Source organism: Staphylococcus sp. GDY8P54P, assembly GCF_017892645.1.
In the GTDB taxonomy this organism is placed as follows: domain Bacteria; phylum Bacillota; class Bacilli; order Staphylococcales; family Staphylococcaceae; genus Staphylococcus; species Staphylococcus ureilyticus.
Window position 1 is genome coordinate 16,786 of sequence record NZ_JAESLN010000037.1, and the last position, 24,850, is coordinate 41,635.

Sequence of the window (24,850 nt, forward strand, 5' to 3'; positions counted from 1 at the left end):
TTAATGGTATTGTATTTTGTAATTTTGATAGATTTAACAATTAAAAAACGCAGTGAATACAAATTTCTGCTTTTATACCATCTCGAATATTGATATTATAAACATAATATAAAAAAAATAACGTTTACTTATGTGAGCTAGAATAGTAGAGGTGCGAGAAGTTATGGTTAAAAATTTAAGTAGTCATATTGATTTTATGGGTGAATTTATAAATGATGTGAATACTTTGTTAGCTAAATTGTTAAAAGAATTAAGAGAAGACTATAACGTATCAAAAGAGCAGGCCAATGTTATATTAATGTTAGAAAACGAAAAAACCATGACGCTAACTGAAATAACTGAAAGACAAGGCGTAAATAAAGCTGCCGTTAGCCGGAGAATCAAAAAATTAATACAAGCAGAAGTAGTTCAATGGGAGAAAGCAGAAGAAAATACAGATCAAAGATTAAAATATATTAAATTAACAGAAAGAGGCAAACAATTTAATAAACAAAGTAAGGAAATTATCAATACGATTGTCAGTGATATTTTACACGACTTGTCTGATGAACAAATCGAACAAGCACGTTATGTTTTAGAAATTATTGACCAAAGATTAAAAAATTTCAATTTGAAGCACAGTATTTAATAGTATAAGCAATGAAAGTATTTAAAAGCAAAGCTAAATACATTTAATTAAAATCATGCTTCAACAACCGGAATGACGTACCCAAATTAAAATGATTCATTTGAAGTGCATAATTAAAAGCTTAAGCTATATAAGATGAAAGAAAAAATCATAGAAGATATAAGAAGACATTGGACTAATGATGTATATCTTTTACTGATTTATATACATATAATAGAAATAAGGTAGCGTAAAAATAAATTTCACTTAATTAAAAAACTACAAAAAATTGGTGGAAATTGCTTGATAAAGCCATATAGTTTATAAATATATTATGTTAAAATAACGGGATAATGTAAAAAATAAGGACTGAGCGTGGTGATAAAATGCAAAAGTGCCCTAAATGTGGGGGAAATATAAGGATAGGACAACGAAGATGTAGTCATTGTGGCTATCGTATAGAGTCGACAAGTAACGAAAAAATGACTCGAACTTCAAAAGAAAACAAAAAAACTGTTAATAACAAAGCAAGGAAAATTATTCCCTGGGGTATTGCAGCTTTTATCATTATTCTACTGGTGATTATATTTATCTTATTGAAAAATTTTAATTCTCCGGAAGCACAATCGGAAATATTAATTAATGCTGTAGATAATAATGATACTCAAAAATTATCAACCTTATTAAGCACACAAAATAATAGTGTGGATGAAAATGAGGCTAAAGCTTATATTAAATATATAAAAAAAGAAGTTGGCATGAAACAATATACAAAAGATATTAAACAAAAAATAGCTTCTTTAAATAATAATGAGACGAGTGAGGAAGACTTTGTAACAGCCAAAAATGGTGAAAAAGTTTTGCGTATCAGTAAAAATGGGCGACGTTATTTGATATTTGATAACATGAGTTTTACAGCACCTACAAAAGAAGCGATTGTAAAGCCTAAGTACGATGCAACATATAAATTTAAAGCAAATGATAAGCAAAGAACCGTTCACGCACAGAAAAATAAGACGACGGTACTTGGTGAATTCATACCAGGTGATTACGTTATCGAGTCTAAAAAGGAAATGGCTAACGGACAGTTTAGTGGTGAACTCAAATTTAATTTTAATAATAGTAATCATGAAACAGTTGACGTTTCAGAAGATTTTAATGAAGCTTATATTGTCTTAGATTTAAAAGGCGCATCAGAAATTGATAAAGATACGGTTAAAGTGAAAGTAAATGATAAAACATATGACTATAATAATAATAAAGAAATAGGACCATATCCAAAAACACAAGAATTAACAGTTTCTGCCGAAGGTGAAGCGAAGAAAAAGACATTTAAATCAGCTGAAACGACTGTTAAAACGGATAACTTGAAAGATAAAACATATGTAACATTGAATTTTGATGGTGATGAAATTCAAGATTATGTTGATAAAAAAGAAAAAGAAGAAAATAGTTTCAGAAATAAGGTGGTTCGTTTTTTCGGTAATTATACTGCTGCAATGAATAACGCGCATAGCCAAAGTAACTTTAATTTAGTTTCATCTTATCTGAAAAAGAATAGCAATAACTACAAGTCTACAAAAAATCAAGTGAAAGAAAATGCTATTTTTTATTTACCACAGCCACAAATCACTGAAATTGTGAGACAAGGTGAAACATTTTATATTACTGCTCAAACCGTCAAAGAAGACGGACAGTATGGCGAAGTGAACTATCAACTTGAAGGCGATGATGATGCCAGTAATCTCAAGGTAGTGAAATATTCGGAATAGTAATGTAGTGAAATGCTTGTCAATATCACTTTGATAAATGTAGTAGTAGAAAAATAGAGCAATTTGAGAATAAACTCATTCTGACTCATGTATAAGCGTCAATTTCTATAACAGTTAGTAGAAATTGACGCTTTCTTTGTTTTTGAGCTAAAGCTATAATGGTAATAATGCTTATTCATAATATTGTAATAAGTCAGTAAGAAATACATAATTAAATGTAGTTATCGTCGAATTGAGTATTTTAAGTAATATTTGAAGGAGTTATAAGATGTCAGACAATCAACAACAAAAGCAATCACTTATTTTTATTTTAATTCTAGGTGCATTAACTGCAATTGGTGCTTTATCTATAGATATGTTTTTACCTGGTTTACCTCAAATTCAGACTGATTTTAATACGACAACTTCAAATGCACAATTAACTTTATCTTTATTTATGATTGGCTTAGCTATTGGGAATTTATTTACTGGTCCTATTTCTGATTCCATCGGACGTAAACAACCACTTATGATTGCGATGTTGTTATTTACATTAGCAAGTTTAGGAATTATTTTTGTAAACAATATTTGGTGGATGATCATTTTAAGATTTGTGCAAGGTTTTTGTGGAGGCGCAGGCGCAGTTATTTCTAGAGCAATATCAAGCGATTTATACAGTGGTAAACAATTAACGAAATTTTTAGCTTTACTCATGTTAGTCAATGGCGTCGCACCTGTATTAGCACCCGCTTTAGGTGGTGTGATCTTATCATTTTCAACTTGGCATATGGTGTTTGTCGTACTTACCATATTTGGCATGCTCATGTTTTTTGGAACAATGTTTAAAGTGGAAGAATCATTATCAATTGAACATAGGGATAGCCCTCATATGGGAAGTATTTTTAAGAATTTCTTACAATTATTAGAAGCACCACGTTTTGTATTACCAATGTTGATTCAAGGGGTTACGTTTATCATATTGTTTAGTTATATTTCAGCTTCTCCATTTATTACTCAACATATTTATGGTATGTCTCCACAGCAATTTAGTATTATGTTTGCAGTTGTTGGTATAAGTCTGATTGTTTCAAGTCAATTGACTGGTAAGTTGGTTGATTTTATAAATAGGCAAATGTTATTACGAATTTTGACATTGATTCAATTAGTAGGAATTCTGAGTGTAACGTTTACTTTAGTAAATCACTTGTCAATATGGATTTTATGCTTTGGTTTTATTATTCTTGTTGCACCGGTTACTGGTGTAGCAACACTGGGATTTTCTATAGCAATGGATGAACGTACTGGGGGTAATGGAAGCGCATCAAGTTTACTTGGACTTATCCAATACTTATTAGGTGGGGTGATTTCACCTCTCGTAGGTTTAATGGGAGAAGAAAATTATGTACCTTATGTCACAATTATCCTAATTGCAGGTATATTACTCATAGTGTTGCAAGTGATGAGTTATTATGTATTTAGAACAAGCAAGTGAGCCTAAGAGAGGATGAAATAAAATCTTTTTAGTATTTTGGTAAGTAGCTGGTGCATGTGTTTCAAGTCAAGTACTTTAAGTTGATTTAAACATGCGCTTACATTCATGGATGTAGCAATAATGTCATTTTAAACAAATTAGATTTTTATTCCAAGCTAATTTATTTTGCAGGAATGATTCGAAGTGGCGAAGGCTAGAATTTTGCTAAACCAAGGTGAAGTATAGCATTGACATGATGTTGCATGGTAGGTATCAAGCTGTTCTATATATTTGAATTAGAAATAATCTAAGACTATTAAACTTCTATTATTTTGTAGAAATTTAGTAGTCTTTTTAATTAGATCATTTATTAGGAAATGACTTAACGATTCAACTTAATTGTATTAGCTAATAAAATTTGAGCTAAATCATTTACCGGTTGATTGCATCCTTCTTTAATCCAAGTATAAACAAGACCCATTTGGCCACCTAGTGCGTAAATTACAAATTGTTTTTTATTTATAACACTGGTATAGTCATCCAAAATTTTAATATAGGTATCACGCGTGGCATGCATATATTCAAAAAACAAGTCTCGATTAGGATATGTGACTAAAATAGCATGGAAATAGCCATAATGGCGTTTAATATAGCGTAAAATGATTTTGAAAAACTGATATAGTTTCGAATAATTATCTGCAATCTCTTCAGAACTTTTATATAGATTTTCTAATAGTTTTTTATATTTCTGAATATGGTGTGACTGTATTGTAGCTAAAAGATCATATTTATCTACGAAGTAATCATAAAAAGTTGTCCTATTTATATCACTATATGCACATAACATTTTGATAGTTATATTTTCAAACGGATGTAGCTCTAGTAATGCAATCATATTATGGATGATTTTACGTTTAGCATTTTGTTTCATAATAACTCCTTCATAGAACATAAATAACGTACCCAACACATTTTATTTAAGTGTCGGTATACTTTTAAATTTCATCTCTTTATAATATACAAGGTGAATTTTAAATGCAAATAGGAGGAAAGTATCATGAAGAAAATGGTATTAATCAATGTCATTACCATTGTTGTACTTGTAATTATTGGTGTCGTAGGATTCCATTTTTATAATCAAGCAACATCTTTTGTAAGTACGGATAATGCTAAAGTGGATGGAGAACAAATTAAAATATCAGCTCCAGCTTCTGGCGAAATCAAATCGCTTGATGTCAAAAATAATGAAAAATTAAGCAAAGGTGACAAAGTTGCAGAGATTGCTGCTAAAGGTGAAGGCGGTCAATCTCAAGATATGAGTATTAAAATGCCTAAAGATGGCACAATTGTAAAAGTTGATGGCATGGAAGGTTCAATGGCTCAAGCTGGCACACCAATCGCTTATGCTTATAATTTAGATGATTCTTATATAACTGCTAACGTGGATGAAAAAGATATTGCAGACGTTGAGGAAGGTAAAGATGTAAATGTTAAATTAGATGGTGAAGACGCTGAATTAAAAGGTAAAGTAGAAGAAGTAGGCAAAGCAACTGCTTCAAGCTTTTCAATGATGCCTTCATCAAACAGTGATGGCAACTATACAAAAGTATCACAAGTGGTACCAGTGAAAATTTCACTAGATTCAAAACCATCTAAAAATGTTGTTCCAGGAATGAACGCTGAAGTAAAAATTCATAAAAATTAAGGGGGTCTTAAAATGACAATGACCTTCATTATTGTTTACGTAGTCATAGCGCTCATTCTTGTCGGCGGACTAAATTTCTTTATCATGAAAAGAAATAAGCAAAAATCTGCCAGAAAAATGGAACAATCTAAGCATGAAAGCATTGCTTCTAACGAAAGTTATCAATCTAAATTTAAAGTTAAAGACGACAAAACAACAACAGAAAATCAAGAACAAAACAAAGATGAATCAATAGACGAAAAGCCAGAAAAGGCAACGCACTCTGATAGTGACGCTACTGAATCATCGACACAACATGATTCGGATCATGAACAAATCAATCCGAATTCTGAAGAAGCACAGGTAAATGAAAAGCTAAAAGCTAAACATAGTTCATTTATGTTTGGAAAAGGCACTTCTCAAGGTAAAGTTTTAATAGCGATGATTTTCGGTATGTTTATAGCTATATTAAACCAAACGTTATTAAATGTTGCATTACCTAAAATAAATACAGATTTTAATATTTCTGCTAATACAGGTCAATGGCTTATGACAGGCTTTATGCTTGTGAATGGTATTCTAATACCAATCAGTGCCTATTTATTTAATAAATATTCGTATCGTAAATTATTCTTAATAGCGATGACATTATTCACGATTGGCTCGTTAGTCTGTGGTATATCAGGTTCATTTACAATAATGATGGTTGGCCGAGTACTGCAAGCTATTGGTGCTGGTGTCTTAATGCCACTCGGTACAAATGTATTTATGACTATATTCCCACCTGAAAAACGTGGCGCAGCAATGGGGACACTCGGTATAGCAATGATTTTAGCACCTGCAATAGGACCAACATTATCAGGTTATATTGTAGAAAATTATCATTGGAACGTGATGTTCTATGGCATGTTCATTATAGGGCTTATTTCATTGGCTATCGCTTATATATGGTTTAGAGTATATCAAGTTACTACAAACCCTAAAGCAGATATCCCCGGCATCATATTTAGTACAATTGGATTTGGTGCGTTATTATACGGCTTCAGTGAAGCGGGAAATAACACGTGGAGTTCTCCAATAGTTGTAGTGTCGCTTATTATTGGTGTGATCTTTATTATTGCTTTTGTAATTAGAGAGCTTACAATGCGTGTGCCAATGCTAAGTATGGAAGTTTTAAAATACTCAGGTTTTACATTAACAACAGTTATTAACATGATTGTAACCATGAGTTTATTTGGTGGTATGATTTTATTACCACTTTACTTACAAAACTTAAGAGGTTTTACACCAGTACAATCAGGTTTATTATTATTACCAGGTGCTCTAATAATGGGTATAATGGGCCCAATAGCAGGAAAATTATTAGATACGATAGGTATTAAACCACTAGCTTTAGTAGGGACAGCCATTATGACTTATGCTACGTGGGAATTAACAAAATTAAATATGAATACAACGTATGGTCATTTAATGGTTATTTATATCATTCGTTCATTTGGTATGAGTTTTATCATGATGCCAATAATGACTGCTGGTATGAACGCATTACCACAAAGACTCATCGCACACGGCAATGCATTAACTAATACATTGAGACAATTGGCTGGTTCAATTGGTACGGCATTACTAGTTACAGTCATGTCTACACAAACAACTCAACATATTGCATCATATACACAGGATTTAGATAAAACAAATCCATTTATTAAAGACCGTTTACAAGAAATGGCTCAAGCAATGGGTGGAGAACAAATGGCAACTTCTCAAGTTTTAGAATTTGTGCAAAAGCTAGCTTCAATTAACGGCGTAAATAGTGCTTTCTTAATCGCTACTTTGTTAAGTGCGTTGGCATTTATTTTGAGCTTGTTCTTAAAAGGCAAGTCACATTACATTTCAAATGAAGAATAAGAAAAAGAATCAGTGATATAACATTTCTGACTAACGAAAAAGCGGCAATTTCTATAACAGTTGTATAGAAATTGTCGCTTTTTTAATCTTTAATAAAGTCTGCGTTACTATTTTCTTATAATGAATACTTTTGTGACTCAGATAATTACTAGTATTAAATACATTAAAAGTAAAAAGCCACGTGGTCTAAATAAATTTGATAATTAAGTTGAGACCTTTTAGGTTTTGACTTTAATTTTATCAAATGTATTAATCGATTGGTGCATCGATCTATAGGTATAAAAGAAACCCGAAAATGAACTTTGGCATACATTTTCGGGCTTAATATACTATATGTAGCAGCTTTTTGATAAAATTTGAACGAAGTTAAATTCTTGGTTTCCGATTTCTAAAGAATAAACTAATTAAAAGTAAAGCAATACTACAACTTAATAAAATAAAAGCGTTATGGATTGCATTTGCTTCTGTTAATATTTGGTTTGAATCAACAGTTATATAATATTGATTCATTGAATCGGCAATTCTTGTAGCAATATTTTTAATTAATGCAGAAAAACCAAAAGTAATTGCAAGCATGATCGCTATGATAAACATATTAACTATTTTCAAAATCGTTTTATTAAAAAATAATGTGAAAATAGTTAAGATTAAACTTAATATACAGGCGATAAAAAATATATAAAATACAAGTATTAAGCGATCAATACTTGTTTGTAAGTTATCAATGCTTTCTATATTTATATTTAAATGTGTTAAGTTATTGATGGTTTCTTGAAAATTCGTTAATTCTTTAAAATTAACCGATTTATCTACGAAAACTAAATTGAATATGGGCTCTTTAAACATACTGTAACCAGAAATTGCAACTAGAATTAAGACGATTACTTGTATAATAAGGCTGACCCAAGATTTTTTCTTTTTTCCATAGCGAGAGCCTCGTTGCATTGTTTCATTCGTTAAAGTGTGTTCAAAATCTTTAAATTGGTGATTGTTTGCGGTCATAACTTACTCCTTTCATAACATTAGATGGGGGGGATCTAGTTATTTTATGACTTTTATTTTGTTATAATATGTGATAACTGTTACATTTTAACCAATGTAGTTGAATATTTTAATTTTTAGTATGAATTGTCATATTTTTAAAATTTCAATATCTATTATAACTTCTCGTTTATGTCATTATTTTTATTTTATCATATAATTTATTTTAAATACTGAATTGAAACAAAAATTCTATAATTCTAAAATTTGTTACAAAAAGATAGGGATGATTATGTATGAAATCAAGACTAACAACAAAATTTGTTAATAAATACTTATTACCACATCGTTCAATTATATTTGATAACCAACAAAGCTTTGAAAAATTTTTACAAAAAAGATTAACGATGAATGAAAAAAAGCACAAACAGCCTGAAACATTAAATGTAAAATCAGATTTAGAAAAACAAATGATGGATGATATGCAGTTGTTCAGATTTCGTTTTAGACACAGCCAACAAAAGAAAATACTTTATATTCATGGTGGGTATAATATTTTACAGCCTTCAGCTTTTCATTGGAGATTTATGGATAAACTTGCATTAAGTACTTTATACGAAGTTGTATTGCCTATTTATCCAAAAGCACCTAAATATCATGTTGAGGATACATATGCTGCGATTCATAAAGTGTATCAACAATTATTAACAGAATGCAGTAATGAAGATATTATTGTGATGGGTGATGGTACTGGCGGTGCATTAGCGATGAGTTTTGTGCAACAATTAAAATCTAACAATCAACCTTTGCCAGCTAAATTGTACTTGTTTTCACCTATGTTAGATGCTCAATTGAATAATGAAAATATTACAGATGACTTAATCGATAAAGATGTCATCATAAATATAGAAGGTTTACAAAAAATTATGAAAGTATGGTCCAATAATCTTCCATTGAATGATAGTAGATTATCACCAATTTATGGAGAATTATTTGGTTTACCGCCTATATATATATTTGGTGGTGGAAGAGAGATTTATTTACCAGATATGAAAAGGTTAACTTATATGTTAGAAGATATGCGTCAACCAGTACAACTGTATACCTTTAAAAAAATGGTGAATGCATTCGCATTATTACCTATTAGAGAATCTCATAAAGTTGTAAAAGAAATCGTCAATACAATTCATGATAAACGCTAATGCGTTAGCATATAACTGAATTTTAGAAGCATGATAAGCCTATAAAAAATTAAAAACAGAGGCGAGGTAGACATCAAACATAAATGTGTTGATATTGCCTTGCGTCTGTTTTTATATGCCCCAAATAGTTCATTGAATTAGTAGTGTTCGTTCATTATTGTATCAATGACAGTTAAAATAGTCTGTGTCCCTTTTAATTTATAGTAGAGTGCTATAAATTCATTGAAATCTTGCTTTGGCTCATCCATATTTTTAAATTCTGAGAGATTATTTTCATACAGTTGTTTTTCTTCTTGAACAAAAGTTCTGTAGCGTTGAACTAAATCTTCTTCTACATCAATTTGTTCGACTAATGAATGAATCGTATCTATCGCTTGTTTCTGACCTTGGTAATAACTGATATCAAATCCGCGCTTAATCAATTGATGATCAGGACCATTAATAACTAGCTGTTTGTTTTGGTTAAGTTCGCTAAGCCCAGCTTTCATATCATCGTTTAAATCATAAAGCTGCACTTTGATTGCGTCGATTATACTTTGTGACATCTTAAGCACTCCTTATCTTGAGATACCGATTTTATGACCTAATTGTTTAGGCCATTCGATTAATTGTTGATTATCATAATAATTGCTAACTTGGTCAGCAAATGATTTAGGGAAGGGCGCTGTTTTATTAATTGTGCGATCAATTCCTAACATCATTGCTTCATTTGTTGCTATATTGCTACCATCTTGGTTTGTCATGATGGAAAAGAAATGCAAGCTTTTTTCATTATAATCATAGATGTATATTGTAATGGTAAATGTATCACCTTCTGTTAATTCTGATAAATAAGCTGTTTGTTCTTCAACAGTGAATAATGTGTAATTTAACTTGTCACGTTCAGCTAAAGATAAGCCATGTGTATAATTAAATTGATTAACTGCCTCACTGAAAACCATATTATAGTTTGCATCATGTACATGTCCATTATGGTCAATCATATCGGGTGTCACATTGTTGGAAAATGTGAAAGGATTGCTCATCGTTACATCTCCTTTAATACTTTAATTGTTAGATTAAGCATATATATTAATTTTACTAACCTAAGTTTACTAAAAATTGTATATAACATACACAAATAGCATTTCATGATAAAATAAAGAAAATGATTATAGGGGTGACCTATGGCTATCACAATGAGATACTTATCGTCTGAAAATAAACTTACAAGCGCTAATTGTTTAGAAGATATTCCGAAAACAGCACAGTTTATATGGTGTGATTTTAATCAACCCACTGAGGCAGAAAATACATTTTTAAAAACACGTTTTAACTTTAATAAACTTGAAATTGATGATACAGTAAACGGGACACCGAGAGCTAAATACAAAGCTTATGACACATATCAGTACATTGTAGTACATGATGTGAAAACTGAAGATTTCAATGCAAAAGCATTAAATATTTTTATAAAAGATCGTTTACTTATTACATACCATCATCAACCTTTTGATATTTTAAAGAAGATTGAAACCACTATTAAAACACAAATGACAAATAACATTCTCCCAACTCATATATTTATCTTGGTGCTGGATTGTTTAGTAGATGGTTACTTTGATTTCGTTTATGCTATCGAAGATAAGGTATATGAATTTGAAGATAGTGAAAATACAAAGAGTTCTATGAAATTTGAGATGGACAATGTATTTAAGATACGATCGGAATTAATTAAATTAAAGCGCATCATTTATCCCATGACAGAATTAGTCAATCAATTAAAAGAAAGTCATCAATTATTTTTAGATGATAAGAGCCAGCTTTATCTTCAACATATTGACGATCATATGATTAAACAACAAAATATTTTGAAAATATGCCAAGAAATGACAAACGAAATAAAAGATAATTTGACATCGTATGCTTCATATAAAATGAATCGAATTATGCAAGTCCTCACCTTAGTGTCAGTTGTATTTTTACCATTGACATTAATTACAGGTATTTATGGTATGAATTTTATAAACATGCCAGAATTAAAATGGCGATATGGTTATTATTTTGTCTTAGCACTAATGTTTTGTATTAGTATAGGTTGTGTGATTTATTTTAAAAAAGAAAAATGGTTTTAGTCTCATGGTATGAAATTAATGACGCAGTTTGAAAACTGACAAAATTAAAATTTTTGAGGTAGGAGTAAATAATGAGTGATTTAAAAAGAGAACAAAGAAAAAATGAACACGTTGAGATTGCAATGGCACAAACAGATGCTTCAATCTCAGATTTTGATGAAATTCGATTTGTACATGATTCTATTCCGAGTATAGATGTGAGTGATGTTAATCTTGAACATTCGTTAAAAGATTTCACGCTCAGTCAACCACTTTATATTAATGCGATGACTGGTGGCAGCGAATGGACGAAACAAATTAATGAAAAATTGGCAATCGTGGCACGTGAAAGTGGTATGGCAATGGCAGTAGGTTCTACACATGCGGCGTTACGTAATAGCAATATGGCATCATCATTTACAATCGTGCGTGAGGCCAATCCTGAAGGTATCATATTTAGTAACGTCGGCGCCGATGTGCCTGTTGATAAAGCTGTTCAATCAGTTCAATTACTTGATGCTCAAGCATTACAAGTACATGTCAATGCACCTCAAGAATTAGTCATGCCTGAAGGTAATAGAACTTTTTCTACATGGATGGACAATCTTGCACAAATTGTGAAACGGATAGATGTTCCAGTGATTGTCAAAGAAGTAGGTTTTGGTATGAGTAAAGAAACAATCAAAAACTTAAATGAAATTGGCATAAGATATGTAGACGTGAGCGGACGTGGTGGTACGAACTTTGTAGATATTGAAAATGAAAGACGTGCCTACAAGGACATGGACTATTTAAGTATGTGGGGACAAACAACTGTGGAATCATTATTAGAAAGCACTGCTTATCAAAAAGATATGAATATACTTGCTAGTGGTGGCGTACGGTCTCCTTTAGATGCTGTGAAATGTTTAGCGCTTGGGGCAAGTGCGGTGGGTATGTCGCGCCCATTTTTAAATCAAGTTGAAAATTATGGTATTACAGAAACATTAAACTATACTGAGCAATTTACTGAACATATGAGAAAAATTATGACGATGTTAAATGCGCCTACGATAAATGATTTAAAACGCGCTAAATTGATTTTTGGCCCTAGATTACAATCTTGGATAGAGCAGCGTAATATCGATATTTATAATTAAGATTTTATTGAAATTTATTTTAGTAAATCTAGTCATGAACTACTGTGTTAACTTTCGTATATTAAATCATTGATGATTAAAGATAAATTAAAAGAATCTTGGACATAAAGTTCTTGGATAAGTGACAAAGGCAATTTCTATTGAACAATATAGAAATTGCCTTTGTCTATATTGTTTTAATTATAATTGGCTCATTGAGTTACTACTTTTCTCATATTAAATACCATTAATACCAAGAAATAAAGATTCTAATAGGACATCTAATTTAAGATTTACTCTAAAACGATTCATTGTTTTATAAGAAGGTGTTTGATTTTGTGAGAGCTACAACATTCAGATACAATCATTAAGCAGTTTTTCAGTTACAAGACCAAAGCATTCAGATTGGCTGTATGCATGTAGAATAATTTTTAACATCATTTTGGTTGATATAAGACCTTGTTTTTGAGTATTTTAATGTGAGATGACATATGAATACGTTGTATTTTGGCGAGTCGCTTGAGGGAACAGGACAAGCTGAAGCTGCGCCTAAGAAAGCGAGCCAACAATATGAAGTATAGAAACAAATTAAGAAGCACTCCGATGAATTGAATCATCAGAGTGCTATTTTCTAAGATCTATGTCTCAGAATCTTTCCTATGTTAAAAATCAAAATTCAGCATTAGAATAGATTGATAAATGTAGTAACGATTGGGACGCCAAGTAAATCAATCAAAAATGCACCTACAATCGGTACGACCAGATATGATTTTGGTGAAGCACCGAATTTTTTGGTAATAACATCTAAGTTTGCCATAGCGTTTGGAGTTGCACCTAGGCCATGACCAATAAACCCACCGATCATTACAGCTGCATCGTAATCTTTTCCTAAACCGCGGAATACGATAAATATTGAGAATAACACGATAAATACTACTTGTATTAAAACAATAATAATTAAAGGTAAAGCTAATTGATATATTTCTGTAAGTTGTATACTCATCAAAGCGATTGATAAGAAAAGGCTTAGTGATATGTCACTAATTTTATCAACGAATTTCATATCAATAAGATTTAAATTATTATATTCAGAAATATTGCGAATGATAACTGCTACAAACATTGCACCAACATATATAGGAATATTGATACCAGTTAATTCAGAGAATGTATTTCCTAAATATGAACCAATTGCCATACAAATAGTTACAATCGTAAATTGTAAGAAAAAGATGGTAGTAGGGTTCATGCGATTATGTAAGTATTCATTAGATTTCACGTTACCATAGTCTGTTGTTGTTTCTTCTGCATGTTCTGATTTTAAATTATACTTAGTTATTAAAAATTTTACTACAGGGCCACCGACTAAACCACCAGCTACAAGGCCTAGTGTTGCTGCTGCTAAAGCTGCGGTCAATGCAGAATCAAACCCCATGTCTCGAATAGTTTGCCCATAAGCAGCTGCATTACCATGGCCACCTTCCATAGACATAGAACCAGCTGTTAAGCCTAATAATGGTGGAATGTTTAATACTTTTGCTAATGAAACACTAATTAGGTTTTGGAAGACTGCAAGAAAACCGCAGAATATAAAGTATAAAATGAGTACTTTTCCGCCCAAACGCAGTAACTTTAAAGAAGCGCCTAATCCAATTGTTGTAAAGAACGCAAGCATAAAGAAGTTTTGTATGAATTCAGAATCTAGTTTGATTGTTATAATGTTCGTAGATTGTAAAATTGCAACTAAAATCGAGAAGATTAAGCCTCCGATAACAGGTGCTGGGATACAAAGCTTTCTTAATATTGAAACATGATTAACAATAAATATACCTAACAGGTATAACAAACTTGCGATTGCTAAAGTAGTAATTGCATCTAGCTCTAGCATTTTCAATCCCCCTTATATTTCAAATGAAACTCTCCTGTGTGTCTTGTTATATGGATGGAGTCGTGTGCAAAATGACAATGAAGAAAGTGCTTACAAAACTCCATGCTATCTATTATACATATTTAAATCGCATAAATCTAGTTTGGAATTAAATACTAAATAGAATAAATAGTGATTGTTTTATTTGTAATCTTCAGACAATAATACTATTGTCTGATACGCAAAAATTAAAGGGGAATTAATCAGGGATATTTATAGCACAGTACCTTGCAATGTACAGTAGTGTGTGTTATATTCTGTTTGACAGCTACTGTGTAATGTATAGTACTGGTTTCCCATAGGAGGTAACATATGAATAGTCAATTTAAAAAAGGCGCACTTGAACTTATTGTGTTGCTAATAATCAAAAGAGATGACCAGTATGGTTACTCGCTCGTTCAAAATATTTCGAGGCATATGAGTATTGCAGAAGGAACAGTATATCCATTATTACGAAGATTAGTGAAAAATGGAGAACTCACGACATACTACCAACCTTCTTCAGAAGGACCAGCAAGGAAGTATTATAAAGTGACTGACCAAGGTAATGACAGGTTAGCTGATTTATTACATGAATGGCGATCATTTTCAAGTATTGTAGAAATATTTATAAAGGAGAGTGAATGGAATGACTAAAAATGAATTTTTAAAACAATTGCATAAACATTTAAAACATGATTCTGATGCAGAACGACAAGATATTTTAAATGAATATGAAACACATTTTTATAGTGGACTAAAAGAAGGTAAATCAGAAGCACAAATTTCAGAGGAGTTAGGAGATCCTAGAACTTTAGCTAAAGAAATGAATGCGACAGCTGCTGTAGAAAAAGCTGCTGATAGTAAAAAATTTGGTGACGTAGGAAATGCCATTTTTGCAGTGATGGGTTTAAGTATATTAAATTTCTTTGTGATTTTAGTACCGTTTATTTTCGTGTTGAGTATCGTTGTTTCATTGATTGTCACTACAATTTCATTTGTTTTAAGCCCAATATTGTTATTAGTGAAAGGGTTTTTAAATGGGTTTGAAAATATATTACTTTTTGATGTTTATGCGATAGGTGCATTGTTCGGTATGGGATTAATGTTATTTGTGATTACGTATTTAATTACTAAAGCATTTTATTTAATTTGTGTGAAGTATCTCAAATGGAACATAAACGTGGTGAAAAGGAGTGGGGTTTCATGAAGAAAACACTAATTATCCTCTTCATAATTGGATTAATTATAACGATTGTTTGTGGCATTGGTGTGGTAAATCAGTTTCAAGTAGAAAGTAAAAAATCGAAAGAAGTCACTGAGAACTATCATAAAGTATATGATAATAATGCTGAGGTGAAAAAACTCAATGTAGATTTGAGCAACAGTAATATAAAATTAAAAAGAGGAGATCAACTTAAAGTTGAATCACGAGGCACCAACGATAAAATAAACATGGATACTACGGTGAAAAACGGAACGTTATATGTGAAAGATAAACCATTAGACAGCAATGTTGATATCACATTTATGGATTTTAAGCATAATGATGTCACGATTACTTTACCAAAATCATTAAGTCATTTAAATGTTAATACTGAATCCGGTTCGATTATGGTTGATCAAATAAAAGCGGATTATGCTAAATTATATGCGGATGTAGGGAAATTGAATATTAGTCATGCAAAATTTGACCGTTTAATTGCTGAGGTTGATGTTGCGGATATGCATGTGACAAAAACTCAATTTAATTCGGGTGAGTTCAAAGGTGATACTGGCTCAATTGATATCAAAGATATGCCAATTGATAAACCGGTTAAAGTGAAAACGGATGTGGGCGATATAACAATGGATTACACGGACAAACAGCCTAACAATACACGGATAGAATTTGATAGTGACGTAGGAGAGCTGGATATTAACAATCACTTGTTTAAAAACAAACAAGTAGGAAATGGATCAAATCTCATTCATATTAAAACAGATACAGGTGATGCTGAAATCAACTAAATCTGTAAGATTAATTATTAAGTAACAGTGTGTGAGCATAAGTCAATTGGATTTTGGCCCATGCTCACATTTTATTTTTAGCATGAGACGTGGTGAGATTTTAAATTTCTGTGTTTACTCATTTTTTGATATACTATATGCCATATAAAATTACTAGGTTTATCAGGAGGAGTGTTATGCAGGAATTTAATAGAAGTGATAAGCAATATGGTTTTTTAGCACTTCTGCCATTAGTCATATTTTTAGGGTTATACATTGGTGTAGGTATTACTTTTACCATAATGGGTAAGGAAGATGCTTTTGATCAATTACCAAGACATGTTGCTATTTTTATTGGCATCATTATTGCTTGGACATGCTATGATAGAAAAACAAAGTTCACTAAAAAAGTTGAAATATTTACAGAGCATGCAGGTAACTCCGGTATTGTTAATCTAGGTCTAATTCTCTTATTAGCAGGCGCTTTTTCTACGGTGACATCGGAAATGGGCGGTAAAACAGCAATGGTGAATATGGGACTTACTGTAATCCCACCAAGTCTGCTTATACCTGGGATATTTATTATGAGCGGTTTTGCTGCACTAACCTTAGGTACTTCTACGGGGGCACAAGCTGCATTTATTCCTGTAGGTGTTGCTGTAGCGCAAGCTGCGGATTTAAATGTTGCAGCAGCTGGTGCCGCTGTGATTGCTGGTGCATATTTTGGTGATAATTTATCCATTATTTCAGATACGACAATTGCAGCAACAAATGGTGTCGGTGCTAAAATGAAAGATAAATTTAAGATGAATGTGTTGATTGCACTACCTGCTGCACTTATTACTGCAATGATATATGCAGTTGTGGGTGGAACGGGTAAAGTAGAAGGTGACTTAAGTTTTAACTTTATCAATATACTGCCGTATCTATTTGTACTTGTAGCAGCAATCGCAGGTCTAGATGTGATTTTAGTGCTAATCATTGGCATTATAATGGCAGGTATCATTGGTCTGGCTCAAGGTAATTTGGGAATATTTCAGTTTACGAAAGCTATAGGTGAAGGTATGGAAAGTATGTTCCTTATCTTTCTTGTGGCGTTTTTAGTATCAGGACTGGTGGCTTTAATCCGATATTATGGTGGTATTGATTGGATCATTAAGACAATGAAAGAGAAAGCAAAAGGCCGTAAAAGTGCGGAATATGTGATTAGTTTAATGTCTGGTGTGCTTTCTGCTGCTTTATCACATAACACGTTAGCTATTTTAATTTCTGCGCCTATCGCTAAAGAAATTGGTGATGAATATAAGGTACCTCCTAAACGTATGGCAAGCTTATTAGATATATTTGCTTGTTGTGCCTTAATGGTGCTGCCACATGATAGTGGTATGTTAATGGTTGAACAGTATGGTGATGTTTCTTATATAGAAGTTTTAAAATACACATTTTATCCTGTGATATTTGTTGTTTGTACTGTTATTACGATACAATTCGGTTTACTTGATAAAGATAAAAAACTTTCTAAATAATTTTTAGTTTGTTTGTGGTAATGCGTAGAAAAGTAAAACATATATCATAGACGAACATTTAAAATGAGCGATTATAAGTCAAATAGTTTAATAATATTTTAGGAAACAGAGCATATATTAAATATAAATCTCTGTTTCCTTTTTTAACGCCATGTATCCTGTGGCGGTACCGTAGAACGTTTTGATATTCTGGAAACGTACGGATTGCCTTTAACGATAAAACGAAGTGGTTTTTGTGTCCATTCACCTTTATTGGGGATACCAATTCTCGGCGTTTCCTCGATATGTTTAGGGTATTTACGGTTTTTAGTATCTATTTTTAGATGGCCTTCATTTAATCGTGAACCATCCAGATGTCTTGGTATATTAAATGCTTTAGTCCATTTTCCAGGGCCATTTGTTAATTCAAAGCCGTCTTTGTTTCTATTTAAGCGCATTGCTTCAATATTCTCTTCTGGTTCAACAGCACGTATCAGTACACCTTCAGGTACACCTTCTAATTGCGTTACAAAGTTGATAAGTAGATGGGTATGCATCACATGCGCATAAATTGTGCCACCCAGTTTATATAAAGATTCTACTTTGGGTGTGCGTTTGCCATTAAATCCGTGAGCAGCTTGATCTTTTTTTCCAACATATGCTTCAGTTTCAACAATGTATCCTGTAAACGTATGTAATTCATCTTCGAAAATGACACGTACGCCTAATAAATCTTTGGCGATAGTGACTGTATCTCGCTGTAAAAAATCCATTTACTAATCCTCCATATAATAGTTTTAGAAATTAAATGTTTTTCAAACTTTTTTATTAAATTGTAAAATTGTGTTACAACCATGTGTAAATTTTGGTAGAATAACCTTATAAGTTTACTAAAAATTAAAAAGTGTAGTTAAAGTATCAATGACTATATTAAAGTTAAATAAACATTATATCAAATGAACTTGAAACGGGGGGAGCAATTTGGAAAGAAAAATTGGGTTTGGAGAAGCATTAAAACTATTTTGGAAAAATTATTTTAACTTCAAGGGCCGTGCACGCAGAAGTGAATATTGGTATATGGTTTTATGGCATTTAATTTTTCTAGTACCAGCGTTCGTTGTATATTTTATTGCTTTGGTTGCATTAATAAGCGCTGCTGCTTCTCAATCTGAAACAGTCATTATGATAAGCATAGTTTTTCTTATCATCAGTTTAATATATTTCGTTGTGTACGGTTTGGCTACGCTGATACCTAATTGGGCAATATTTATTAGAAGGTTTCATGATACAGGTAGAACAATGTTATTACCGCTTATTTATTTAGGCATTACAGTATTTTCTTACATCATATTTTTAATCATAGCTGTATTAGATTCAGATTTGAATCATATTGCAAGTATAATTTTCATTGTATTGATGTACGCATTCTATATAGGTTTTGGTATTTATGCGTTAGTCGTTAGTTGTTTGGATAGTGAACGCAAAACAAATAAATATGGTCCGAGCCATAAATATGCAAATCAATATACTAAGATTGATGACATGTATAGAGAACAATAATTAAAATAAACCCAAGTATACGAGTTAGGCTGTTAATATGCTTCGTGATACTTGGGTTTTTATAAAGTTTATTCATTTAAATAAGATAAATTTAGATAATGTATTCCTAATACATTATCTAAAATATTGTAGCGTTGAAAAAGCATCATCTACATTTGTACCTATCTTTGCTGTGACTCATGCTGTAACATTGGAAAGAACCAAAATGAGAACTTCTATATATAAGACAATTTGAAATGTATATTTAAGGTGTGAAATGTTATTATCAATATATACTTAACAGACTTTAAGGGAGGGAATCTTGTCATGTCCTTAAAAATAGCAAATGTTACAAAAAAATATAAGGATTTTACAGCAGTTAATGATATTTCGATAAATTTAGAACAAGGAAACATGCTAGGTTTTTTAGGACGTAATGGTGCAGGAAAGACAACAACATTTAGAATGATACTTGGGTTGACACCGATTACTGAAGGACAAATTTTGTATAAAGATAAAGCAATCGACCAATCAATATATGATAAAATTGGATATTTGCCTGAAGAACGAGGATTACATCCAAAAATGAAAGTGGTCGATGAGTTAAGATACTTAGCTACATTAAAAGGGATGAAATCCAAGGAAATAACTAAAGCGATTGATTATTGGTTAAATCGTTTTGATATTGAAGAAAATAGGGACAAGAAAATTGAATCATTATCTAAAGGGAACCAACAAAAAATACAACTATTAGCAAGTATGTTACATAATCCAGAGTTATTAATCTTGGATGAACCTTTTAGTGGTTTAGACCCAGTTAATGTTGAATTATTAAAATCAGCCGTAAAAGATTTAAATGATGCAGGAACGACGATTATTTATAGTTCTCATAGGATGGAGCATGTAGAAGAGCTTTGTGATGATGTTTGTATTTTGAATAAAGGTGAACTTGTTGTTTCAGGGCCGATTGGTGAAGTGAAAGCAAATCACGGCAATAAAAGCGTAATCATTGAAACCAATCAAGCGATGCCAGAAATAGATGATATCAATGGGGTTATCCAAGTGGAACGCAATAAGAGGGAAATACGAGCATTAATAGAAGACGAATCTATTGCAGAGGCAATATATCATATCGTTGTGCAGTATGGTTTTGTAAAAAGATTTCAAGTGATAGAACCAACATTAAATGAGATTTTTATAGATAAAGTAGGTGAGGTAAATGGATAAATTTTGGGCTACTTTTTCACTTACGTATAAAAGTAAAGTTAAAACAAAATCATTTATGATTTTCACAGCAATTGTCGTTGTATTAATGTTGGCGGCAGCTAATATTAATAAAATCGTTGATCTATTTGATAATGGGCCTGATAAGATTGGTATCGTAGTCAATCAAGACTCAATATATAAAGGGGTTAAAGCACAAAGTGATCATCTTGATAGTGATGCGAAATTTAAAAAAATGACAGAATCACAAGCACATCAACAAGTGAAAAATGAAAGTTTAGATAAAGCGTATGTCATTCAATTACATGATAATCATAAATTGACTGGTGAAATATTAAGTAAGGATACCGTTTCGAAAACAGATGAACAAAAATTACAAACTACTTTATCAGCTATCCAAACCAAACTTGTGGCATCTAGTTTGAACCTATCTGAAGATGAGCTAAAGCAATTGCAATCTCAAAGTGAAGTAAGCTCACAAGTGCTTTCAGATAGTGCGAATGGCACACATTTAAGTGAATCACAAAAAACATTTAATACGATTATCGTATATGCAGGTATTATGCTCATGTTTTTCATTATCATAAATTATGCCAATCAAGTAGCGATGGAAATTGCAACTGAGAAGACGTCACGTGTCATTGAAATGATTATTACAAGCATATCACCAGTAACACACATACTTGCTAAATTGTGTGGCGTCATTGCTGTGGCATTAACACAAATTAGTATTTTCATTGTAGTAGGTATTATAAGTGTACTGTTATTTGATATTGGAGATATGCTTAAAGGATTTGATGTACAGCCGAATGATCTAACAGTACAATTAATCATCGTTGGTATACTATCGCTGATTTTAGGTATACTTTCCTATATTATATTGGCAGCTATTTTGGGATCGATTACTTCACGTATCGAAGACATTAATCAATCACTTATGCCAATGACTTTGATTAGTATCATTGCATTATATACGGCAATGTTTGGTGTTATAAACCCTGACACGACTATCATAAGGATTACAAGTTTTATTCCTTTATTATCTCCCTTTATCATGTTTTTACGTGCATCAACACCTGATGTAGCTACTTGGGAAATTGTAATAAGTATGAGTCTATCAATAGTAACCATATTTATCTTGCTTTACATTGCAGTAAGAAGTTATAAAGATACAATCTTAAGTTTTGATAAAGGTCTGTTTAAATCTATGAAACGTGTTTTCGGAAAAAATTAACATATGTTAACGATTATAGAAATGAGTTATAGATGAACAAATAACTTTTAAAAGTATCATAATAATAAGTAGGGGAATGAAACTCAAACAACATGATGGTTTCACTCCTACTTTTTTTATGAAAGTATGAATTGTAAAACAGGGTCCTCGAGTTTGTTGAATATGCCAAATAAAACATATTTATAAAAAATAGAAAAAATATCACAATTTTAAATAATATTTGATAGAATGAATAATTAGTATAGATAATGAATTAGTTAAGTTGTTACACTATAGATAAGTAAGATATTTACTAAGGGAAGTAGTAAGCTATTTTGGAATTTTAAATTTTAGTGGATGAAGTATTTTGCTCAATAATTTGGGGAGATATTGAGTGCGTATTGACCTTAGCTCATTTTTAAATGTTGTCTCATTCACTTTAAAAGCAATGAATTTTAGAACTACCAGGACTCCTATGTCTTGTTTTATAAAACAAAGATGGTGTTCATGACTGTGGTTCGATAAATTCAATTTGTTTGAAGTTTTATTCAAGATAGAACTGAAAGTCTAAGTGAATCATAATATGTTTGGTTTGAAAGGGAGTAATTGATGATGTTTGCAAAAGTAGAAAGACAAAGTAATGGTATTGATTTAATTAAGATAGACAATGAAGCAACTAAGATTGTTTTCACAAACTATGGCGCTCGTATCGTGTCATGGAAATATGATGATAACAATATTGTATTAGGTAATGTGGTAGAAGCGGATGAATTCTATCAACAAAATCCTTTTTATTTTGGTGCTACTGTAGGCCGTTATGGTGGACGGATTGCAAATGCAGAATTTCATTTGGATGGTACAACGTATCGATTAGATACGAATGATGGTAAAAATAATATTCACGGTGGTTATAACGGTATTGATAAATGTTATTTTGATTATGAGATATTTGAACAAGTAGGACAAGTGAAAATTGTGTTTTCCACTACAATTCAGCAATCAGATGATTATTTTCCAGGAAATATCGATTTAGAGGTGATACATACTTATGACGTTGATCACAAATGGACAATTGAGTATAAAGCCGTTACTACCGAAAAAACAATTTTTAATCCTATGAATCATGTTTACTTTAATTTGAACAGAGATAATAATGTTATCGATAACCATAGTATTTCAAGTTCAACATTAAAAATGCATTTATTAGATAACGATCATTTTGTGACAAAACAAAAGCCACTAAATTTAGAACATGTTTTTGCACGCAATCACATTCAATTTAAAGATATTTTTAATAGTGAGCATCATGACATTCAATCACAAATGAAACGTTATGGTGGTCTAGATCATCCGTTTCAGATTGGAGAGCAAGGTATGACAGTTGAAAATAAACATTTTCAACTGACTGTTGAAACTGATATGCCCAATGTCGTGATATTTACATTTAATGATACTACGGAATGGGAAAGTGATTTCAATATTTATAAAGCACATTCAGGATTTACGTTAGAAACACAATGCATACCTAATGATATTAATTTGTATGGAGAAGATGCGCCATCAATTTTAGAAGCGAATCAGCCATTTTATTCTAAGACATCATATAAAATTGCTGAAAAAACTTGCGAAGAAGTAGAATGATATCATTGCGTGTGTATCAAGTGTTTTGAATTAATATAAAGTAAGCAAACACCACTTATGGATAAGTAAGTAGCAATTTATAATAATGTATTACAGAAAATAGATTAAGTAGACAAACTCAGGTAAGTGCAGTTATATTAATACCATTTTTGGTCAGTTACTTAACCTGAGTTATATCAATATATCATTTTTAAAGATTCTTGTTGTATAAGAATCTTTTTTTTTGAGCCATTAGTTTAGGATATTTACCCATATTGTAATGTTTATTTTTGAGCGCGTTTTAGATATTTTTCTAATTTACGTCGTCTTTCTTCAGTTAAATATGGATTTTTCAAAGCATATGCCAAGCGCACGACATTTTTATTGTCATTGTAATAAATATCATTAAGTTCGAATACAGATAAAAGAGAATCATGTTCCCCGAATTTTATGAGCTGAAGATGAGACGAATCGTAAACAAAGCCTTCCTTAACTACTCTAAAGTAACAACCAGTTTTACATGAACTGGACATGCGTTTAATAAGATTAGGAATTTTATACTTTTCTTGTATTTTCCAACAAGGCTCTCTTATCTCTGAAACTTCGATAATCGCTTCACCTAATTGAAATTGATCTCCAAAATGCAAATCTTTTTCATCTAAGTCTTTGACCGTTAAGTTCTCGCCAAACATTGCATATTCTGGTAAATCTGTGACATCATCTTTCCATAGATCGTAATTTTTTTCGCTATATAAACATACAGCCTTATTGGGCCCGCCATGTCCTTTGTATTCTTGTTCATCTTCAGAAAAACCGGTTTTTGAAAGCCACATCTTACCGGTGAAAAGTGTTTTGTTAAGTGCTGAACGCATTGGTCTTTTAGTACTATAAGGTAAATCTTCTATTTTTCCTGTAGCAATCGCTTTTAAATGATAAATCATGACAATCCTCCTAGTTGGTGATGTATTATTATTGTAAACTAGCTATTTAATTATGCAAGAAGATATATTAATTTAAAATTTATACATATTTTTTAACT

General features: G+C 31.4%; 23 protein-coding genes and 1 pseudogene. 16 read left to right on the forward strand and 8 right to left on the reverse strand.

All coding sequences use genetic code 11. The annotated features are described in order from the left end of the window. Positions 1–163 precede the first annotated feature (163 nt). From KA883_RS11710 to KA883_RS11720, 3 genes are all read left to right on the forward strand, one after another. On the forward strand, positions 164–628 hold the full coding sequence (locus KA883_RS11710; protein ID WP_019468867.1) for a MarR family transcriptional regulator TcaR: 465 nt from the start codon (positions 164–166) through the stop codon (positions 626–628). A gap of 365 nt (positions 629–993) precedes the next feature. Further along, complete coding sequence (locus KA883_RS11715) at positions 994–2,379, forward strand: membrane-associated protein TcaA (protein WP_046208534.1); 1,386 nt, start codon at positions 994–996, stop codon at positions 2,377–2,379. A 268-nt stretch (positions 2,380–2,647) separates the two neighbouring features. Further along, on the forward strand, positions 2,648–3,850 hold the full coding sequence (locus KA883_RS11720) for a putative multidrug effflux MFS transporter TcaB (RefSeq protein WP_046208533.1): 1,203 nt from the start codon (positions 2,648–2,650) through the stop codon (positions 3,848–3,850). A 361-nt stretch (positions 3,851–4,211) separates the two neighbouring features. Here KA883_RS11720 and KA883_RS11725 read toward each other — a convergent pair whose 3' ends face one another. Further along, on the reverse strand, positions 4,212–4,760 hold the full coding sequence (locus KA883_RS11725) for a TetR/AcrR family transcriptional regulator (RefSeq protein ID WP_046208532.1): 549 nt from the start codon (positions 4,758–4,760) through the stop codon (positions 4,212–4,214). Positions 4,761–4,886: 126 nt separating this feature from the next. Here KA883_RS11725 and KA883_RS11730 point away from each other — a divergent pair, with 126 nt between their 5' ends. Both KA883_RS11730 and KA883_RS11735 read left to right on the forward strand, forming a co-directional pair. After that, the gene (locus KA883_RS11730) at positions 4,887–5,534 is read left to right on the forward strand and encodes an HlyD family secretion protein (RefSeq protein WP_046208531.1); all 648 of its coding nucleotides are present in this window, start codon (positions 4,887–4,889) and stop codon (positions 5,532–5,534) included. Positions 5,535–5,546: 12 nt separating this feature from the next. Next, the gene (locus tag KA883_RS11735) at positions 5,547–7,421 is read left to right on the forward strand and encodes a DHA2 family efflux MFS transporter permease subunit (protein WP_046208530.1); all 1,875 of its coding nucleotides are present in this window, start codon (positions 5,547–5,549) and stop codon (positions 7,419–7,421) included. A 366-nt stretch (positions 7,422–7,787) separates the two neighbouring features. On the opposite strand, the gene KA883_RS11740 is transcribed toward KA883_RS11735, so the two are convergent. After that, positions 7,788–8,423 (reverse strand): hypothetical protein, encoded by a 636-nt coding sequence (locus tag KA883_RS11740; RefSeq protein WP_046208529.1) that lies wholly within the window; start codon positions 8,421–8,423, stop codon positions 7,788–7,790. A gap of 275 nt (positions 8,424–8,698) precedes the next feature. Here KA883_RS11740 and KA883_RS11745 point away from each other — a divergent pair, with 275 nt between their 5' ends. Continuing rightward, the gene (locus tag KA883_RS11745; protein ID WP_046208528.1) at positions 8,699–9,604 is read left to right on the forward strand and encodes an alpha/beta hydrolase fold domain-containing protein; all 906 of its coding nucleotides are present in this window, start codon (positions 8,699–8,701) and stop codon (positions 9,602–9,604) included. Between the two features lie 137 nt (positions 9,605–9,741). Here the strand turns inward: KA883_RS11745 and KA883_RS11750 are convergent, their stop codons facing one another. Further along, positions 9,742–10,149 carry a hypothetical protein gene (locus KA883_RS11750; RefSeq protein WP_046208527.1) on the reverse strand — a complete coding sequence of 136 codons (408 nt, stop codon included), beginning with the start codon at positions 10,147–10,149 and terminating at the stop codon, positions 9,742–9,744. A gap of 12 nt (positions 10,150–10,161) precedes the next feature. After that, positions 10,162–10,629, reverse strand: coding sequence for a thioesterase family protein (locus KA883_RS11755; RefSeq protein WP_210139994.1), 468 nt, complete (start codon positions 10,627–10,629; stop codon positions 10,162–10,164). Between the two features lie 141 nt (positions 10,630–10,770). Here KA883_RS11755 and corA point away from each other — a divergent pair, with 141 nt between their 5' ends. Together corA and fni are read left to right on the forward strand one after the other, a co-directional pair. Continuing rightward, positions 10,771–11,718: a magnesium/cobalt transporter CorA gene (gene corA, locus KA883_RS11760; RefSeq protein WP_046208525.1), complete on the forward strand. Its 948-nt coding sequence runs from the start codon at positions 10,771–10,773 to the stop codon at positions 11,716–11,718. Positions 11,719–11,789: 71 nt separating this feature from the next. Beyond that, complete coding sequence (fni, locus tag KA883_RS11765; RefSeq protein WP_046208524.1) at positions 11,790–12,836, forward strand: type 2 isopentenyl-diphosphate Delta-isomerase; 1,047 nt, start codon at positions 11,790–11,792, stop codon at positions 12,834–12,836. 234 nt (positions 12,837–13,070) lie between these two features. Here fni and KA883_RS13645 read toward each other — a convergent pair. Further along, positions 13,071–13,259 (reverse strand): annotated as a pseudogene (locus KA883_RS13645) (IS5/IS1182 family transposase); the annotation flags it as partial. A gap of 238 nt (positions 13,260–13,497) precedes the next feature. Continuing rightward, positions 13,498–14,703: a sodium/glutamate symporter gene (gltS, locus tag KA883_RS11770; protein ID WP_046208523.1), complete on the reverse strand. Its 1,206-nt coding sequence runs from the start codon at positions 14,701–14,703 to the stop codon at positions 13,498–13,500. A gap of 351 nt (positions 14,704–15,054) precedes the next feature. Between gltS and KA883_RS11775 the strand changes: the two genes are divergently transcribed. The 4 genes from KA883_RS11775 to KA883_RS11790 all read left to right on the forward strand — a co-directional run bounded on the left by KA883_RS11775 (position 15,055) and on the right by KA883_RS11790 (position 18,236). Continuing rightward, entirely contained in the window at positions 15,055–15,378 is a 324-nt protein-coding gene (locus tag KA883_RS11775) for a PadR family transcriptional regulator (RefSeq protein ID WP_046208522.1), read from the forward strand. Beyond that, positions 15,371–15,931, forward strand: a complete 561-nt coding sequence (locus tag KA883_RS11780; protein ID WP_046208521.1) for an HAAS signaling domain-containing protein — start codon at positions 15,371–15,373, stop codon at positions 15,929–15,931. The genes KA883_RS11775 and KA883_RS11780 overlap by 8 nt, the downstream gene beginning before the upstream one ends. Beyond that, the gene (locus KA883_RS11785; protein WP_046208520.1) at positions 15,928–16,731 is read left to right on the forward strand and encodes a DUF4097 family beta strand repeat-containing protein; all 804 of its coding nucleotides are present in this window, start codon (positions 15,928–15,930) and stop codon (positions 16,729–16,731) included. Before KA883_RS11780 ends, KA883_RS11785 begins: the two co-directional genes overlap by 4 nt. Positions 16,732–16,907: 176 nt before the next feature. Continuing rightward, the gene (locus KA883_RS11790; RefSeq protein WP_046208519.1) at positions 16,908–18,236 is read left to right on the forward strand and encodes a Na+/H+ antiporter NhaC family protein; all 1,329 of its coding nucleotides are present in this window, start codon (positions 16,908–16,910) and stop codon (positions 18,234–18,236) included. Between the two features lie 143 nt (positions 18,237–18,379). On the opposite strand, the gene KA883_RS11795 is transcribed toward KA883_RS11790, so the two are convergent. Further along, positions 18,380–18,988, reverse strand: a complete 609-nt coding sequence (locus KA883_RS11795) for a DNA-3-methyladenine glycosylase (RefSeq protein WP_046208518.1) — start codon at positions 18,986–18,988, stop codon at positions 18,380–18,382. A 208-nt stretch (positions 18,989–19,196) separates the two neighbouring features. Here KA883_RS11795 and KA883_RS11800 point away from each other — a divergent pair, with 208 nt between their 5' ends. The 4 genes from KA883_RS11800 (at position 19,197) to KA883_RS11815 (ending at position 23,832) form a co-directional block, all read left to right on the forward strand. Next, positions 19,197–19,775, forward strand: coding sequence for a DUF805 domain-containing protein (locus KA883_RS11800; RefSeq protein WP_046208517.1), 579 nt, complete (start codon positions 19,197–19,199; stop codon positions 19,773–19,775). Positions 19,776–20,081: 306 nt separating this feature from the next. Next, positions 20,082–20,981 carry an ABC transporter ATP-binding protein gene (locus KA883_RS11805; RefSeq protein ID WP_046208515.1) on the forward strand — a complete coding sequence of 300 codons (900 nt, stop codon included), beginning with the start codon at positions 20,082–20,084 and terminating at the stop codon, positions 20,979–20,981. Next, positions 20,974–22,212 (forward strand): ABC transporter permease, encoded by a 1,239-nt coding sequence (locus tag KA883_RS11810; RefSeq protein WP_046208514.1) that lies wholly within the window; start codon positions 20,974–20,976, stop codon positions 22,210–22,212. The genes KA883_RS11805 and KA883_RS11810 overlap by 8 nt, the downstream gene beginning before the upstream one ends. A gap of 591 nt (positions 22,213–22,803) precedes the next feature. Next, positions 22,804–23,832 (forward strand): aldose epimerase family protein, encoded by a 1,029-nt coding sequence (locus tag KA883_RS11815; RefSeq protein ID WP_046208513.1) that lies wholly within the window; start codon positions 22,804–22,806, stop codon positions 23,830–23,832. A 263-nt stretch (positions 23,833–24,095) separates the two neighbouring features. On the opposite strand, the gene KA883_RS11820 is transcribed toward KA883_RS11815, so the two are convergent. Further along, entirely contained in the window at positions 24,096–24,752 is a 657-nt protein-coding gene (locus tag KA883_RS11820) for an MOSC domain-containing protein (protein ID WP_046208512.1), read from the reverse strand. Positions 24,753–24,850: the final 98 nt, after the last annotated feature.

Excerpts from the sequence above, each read along its gene's own strand:
- KA883_RS11795 (WP_046208518.1), bottom strand. The coding sequence starts at position 18,988 with ATGGATTTTTTACAGCGAGATACAGTCACTATCGCCAAAGATTTATTA.
- KA883_RS11720 (WP_046208533.1), top strand. The coding sequence starts at position 2,648 with ATGTCAGACAATCAACAACAAAAGCAATCACTTATTTTTATTTTAATT.
- KA883_RS11710 (WP_019468867.1), top strand. The coding sequence starts at position 164 with ATGGTTAAAAATTTAAGTAGTCATATTGATTTTATGGGTGAATTTATA.
- KA883_RS11815 (WP_046208513.1), top strand. The coding sequence starts at position 22,804 with ATGTTTGCAAAAGTAGAAAGACAAAGTAATGGTATTGATTTAATTAAG.
- KA883_RS11735 (WP_046208530.1), top strand. The coding sequence starts at position 5,547 with ATGACAATGACCTTCATTATTGTTTACGTAGTCATAGCGCTCATTCTT.
- KA883_RS11790 (WP_046208519.1), top strand. The coding sequence starts at position 16,908 with ATGCAGGAATTTAATAGAAGTGATAAGCAATATGGTTTTTTAGCACTT.
- KA883_RS11775 (WP_046208522.1), top strand. The coding sequence starts at position 15,055 with ATGAATAGTCAATTTAAAAAAGGCGCACTTGAACTTATTGTGTTGCTA.
- fni (WP_046208524.1), top strand. The coding sequence starts at position 11,790 with ATGAGTGATTTAAAAAGAGAACAAAGAAAAAATGAACACGTTGAGATT.
- KA883_RS11810 (WP_046208514.1), top strand. The coding sequence starts at position 20,974 with ATGGATAAATTTTGGGCTACTTTTTCACTTACGTATAAAAGTAAAGTT.
- KA883_RS11750 (WP_046208527.1), bottom strand. The coding sequence starts at position 10,149 with ATGTCACAAAGTATAATCGACGCAATCAAAGTGCAGCTTTATGATTTA.
- KA883_RS11730 (WP_046208531.1), top strand. The coding sequence starts at position 4,887 with ATGAAGAAAATGGTATTAATCAATGTCATTACCATTGTTGTACTTGTA.
- corA (WP_046208525.1), top strand. The coding sequence starts at position 10,771 with ATGGCTATCACAATGAGATACTTATCGTCTGAAAATAAACTTACAAGC.
- KA883_RS11805 (WP_046208515.1), top strand. The coding sequence starts at position 20,082 with ATGTCCTTAAAAATAGCAAATGTTACAAAAAAATATAAGGATTTTACA.
- KA883_RS11745 (WP_046208528.1), top strand. The coding sequence starts at position 8,699 with ATGAAATCAAGACTAACAACAAAATTTGTTAATAAATACTTATTACCA.
- KA883_RS11715 (WP_046208534.1), top strand. The coding sequence starts at position 994 with ATGCAAAAGTGCCCTAAATGTGGGGGAAATATAAGGATAGGACAACGA.
- gltS (WP_046208523.1), bottom strand. The coding sequence starts at position 14,703 with ATGCTAGAGCTAGATGCAATTACTACTTTAGCAATCGCAAGTTTGTTA.
- KA883_RS11820 (WP_046208512.1), bottom strand. The coding sequence starts at position 24,752 with ATGATTTATCATTTAAAAGCGATTGCTACAGGAAAAATAGAAGATTTA.
- KA883_RS11740 (WP_046208529.1), bottom strand. The coding sequence starts at position 8,423 with ATGACCGCAAACAATCACCAATTTAAAGATTTTGAACACACTTTAACG.
- KA883_RS11780 (WP_046208521.1), top strand. The coding sequence starts at position 15,371 with ATGACTAAAAATGAATTTTTAAAACAATTGCATAAACATTTAAAACAT.
- KA883_RS11785 (WP_046208520.1), top strand. The coding sequence starts at position 15,928 with ATGAAGAAAACACTAATTATCCTCTTCATAATTGGATTAATTATAACG.
- KA883_RS11725 (WP_046208532.1), bottom strand. The coding sequence starts at position 4,760 with ATGAAACAAAATGCTAAACGTAAAATCATCCATAATATGATTGCATTA.
- KA883_RS11755 (WP_210139994.1), bottom strand. The coding sequence starts at position 10,629 with ATGAGCAATCCTTTCACATTTTCCAACAATGTGACACCCGATATGATT.